Below are 2,359 nucleotides of genomic sequence, written 5' to 3' on the forward strand. Positions count from 1 at the left end.
CTGCTGGTCATCTGGGATGGCTTGAAGGCCTGCTGGTCATCTGGGATGGCTTGAAGGCGCACCGCAGTCGCCTGGTGCGCGACTATCTGGACAGCCTGGGCGGCCATATCCAGATCGCGTTCCTGCCGCCGTACGCGCCCGACCTCAATCCGGTGGAGTATCTGTGGGCCTGGCTCAAACGACATGCCCTGGCCAACTACTGCCCCAACGACCTCAGCGAGCTGCACACGACCGCGCGCAACAAGCTCAAGAGTGCCCAGAAGCGACCCTCGATCATCGCCGCCTGCTGGATGCAGGCTACGCTCTGGTAATGTCATGGGTTACGTAAAGATCAATAATCCTAAATTCCTCACTTATCCGGTGGCCAGGGCGACCAATCCGACATTTCTGCGATTTGGTCAACTGCGGCGCAGTGGCCTGAATGAGACTCAGACCGTGGCGAACATTGTTCACAAGCGCCTTGATCTGGGTTGCGGCTTCATGAGTGATGGTCAGCAAGATCCTCTTCTGTCCGGCATGGCTGGTCATGCGCCCGACCGCACTGAGCAGCTTGGGACGGCTCGTGATCGCCTCCAGGCGTGTCTTCGGATGCGCCAGTCGCACATACCAGCTCCACCAGTTGTAAATCAGCGCCACGGCCCTTGCACTCAGCGCGCAGCGCGCAGCGCTCGATGTCGTGCGTGGTGTAGCCGCCCCAGCCCCACTGGTTCTTGATCTCATCGAAGCCGTTCTCACAATCGGCGCGGTCCCGGTACAGCTGGCCGATGTTCTCCAACTCGTAGTGGGTGTTGCACACCAACACCGCGTATTYCCAACTCTTCACCGGCTCGTTCTCGTCCACGAAGTGCAGCTCGGCTTGCACTTGATCTTTGCGCTTGGGCCGCCCGGCGCGCTTGACCTCGACCAGCAGGTCCATCTTGCGCACCCGACGCATCACGATGACCCGTCTGCGCTGGCTCCAGCCCGTCAGAAGCAGCGTGTCTTCACACGCATCCCAGCCCTGGCCCACAGGGCACCAATCGCTTCGGCGCCACTGCCGCTTGACCAGCGTCTTGACCCCCGCGCTTTGACGCAGCTTGAACAAGTACGGCTGGCCGATCGCCTCCAGTGCGCTCATCTCCCCCTCGCTACCAAACGCACAGTCGCCTCGAACCAGCTTCGTTCGTTGCGCCTGGGGCAGCTCCTCCAGCAGCGCCATCAGACCAGGTCTGGAGTGCATCGGACTGTGCCGGTTGCCGGGCTCCAGCTGGGCATCCAGCACCAGGCGAAGATTGMCAATCCAGTAGGTGTGGATGGCATGACTTGGCCGACCCGGCTTATGTGGGTTGTAGCTGACCACCGCACCATCTTGCTTGCCATACAACGGCTTGATCGTCGTGTCGCAATCCAAGATCCACGGCTGCACTGTCGCCTGCGCAATGCTGTGCTTGAGCTGGTCCTGCATCCACCGCGTCGAGCGTGCAAGTTGCGCTTCTTGCGCGATGCGCTGCATCTCGCTGTGTTTGATGTCGGGTGCCGGCGCGATGGCAGCCAGCACGCGGYGCAGGCTGTCGTCGCCGATGATCTTGTTCATCCCCAGGATGCTTGGCGCCACACCATCACCGAGCAGTGCGCCCACATGCGCGTACCGGCAATGCCCATCCAGAATCGAAAGCATCCACGTGCCCAGAACATCCACCAGCTCCGGCGCATTCGGGCTCGTGTAACTCAACGGGCAGCTCTTGAGCCACCGCTCGAACAACCCCGTGGCCTCCAGGTACTCGGCAAAGAAGGCCAATTGGCCGAGCGCCGTCGCGCTCCCACGCTGGTCCCACCGTACCGAGAACACGCCCCCGGTCGTACGTACCTGCATCGATTCGTCCGCCGCCTCGACCGCGCCGTTCACACTGTCTCGGCAGGCCGCAGAAACCGCATTCATCGCCTTGCCAGGCGCCGATTTGCGCTCACCCATCGGGTGCCCCCTCTCGTCTACCTCAACCCGGCGCCAAGTCTACGTTGGCGCCAGATTCAAAGTGGCCAACTGAGGAAAATAGGATAATAGGTTGCATTGACGAATTGAACCAAGCGGTGCATTGTCGAGTTTTCACTGGCGCAGCAGCGCATGCATGGCTCTCGGCCTCGTCGGAGGTGAGCAGGTCGAACAGCAGGGTGCTCAGCCCCCTGCGTTGCAGTGCGCGGGCTACCTGAATGTTGCGGCGGCTGCGGCGACTGCTTCCGCTGCCGTGCGCGAAAACGACGATGCCGCGCGGCGGCTCCACCAGGCACAGTTCGCCTTCGAGCCTGTTCGGGCCGATCACCATACGCAATAGGTTCGGCATCAGGACTCCTCGGTCACAGGCCGAAGGGGTAGGTGTCCGGC

The 2,359-nt window shown here is 62.0% G+C and carries 2 protein-coding genes and 1 pseudogene; 1 reads left to right on the plus strand and 2 read right to left on the minus strand.

Annotation, left to right across the window (positions count from 1 at the left end; genetic code table 11):
• The coding region (locus tag AC1DY5_RS51705) for a transposase (protein ID WP_478122024.1) at positions 1 to 311 on the plus strand (311 nt) is incomplete at its 5' end.
• A 167-nt stretch (positions 312 to 478) separates the two neighbouring features.
• Here the strand turns inward: AC1DY5_RS51705 and AC1DY5_RS51710 are convergent.
• Together AC1DY5_RS51710 and AC1DY5_RS51715 are read right to left on the minus strand one after the other, a co-directional pair.
• Positions 479 to 1,951 carry a transposase gene (locus AC1DY5_RS51710; protein ID WP_478122025.1) on the minus strand — a complete coding sequence of 491 codons (1,473 nt, stop codon included), beginning with the start codon at positions 1,949 to 1,951 and terminating at the stop codon, positions 479 to 481.
• Between the two features lie 22 nt (positions 1,952 to 1,973).
• Positions 1,974 to 2,359: pseudogene (locus tag AC1DY5_RS51715) on the minus strand (hypothetical protein); the annotation flags it as partial.

Source organism: Variovorax sp. P4_D9, assembly GCF_056401695.1.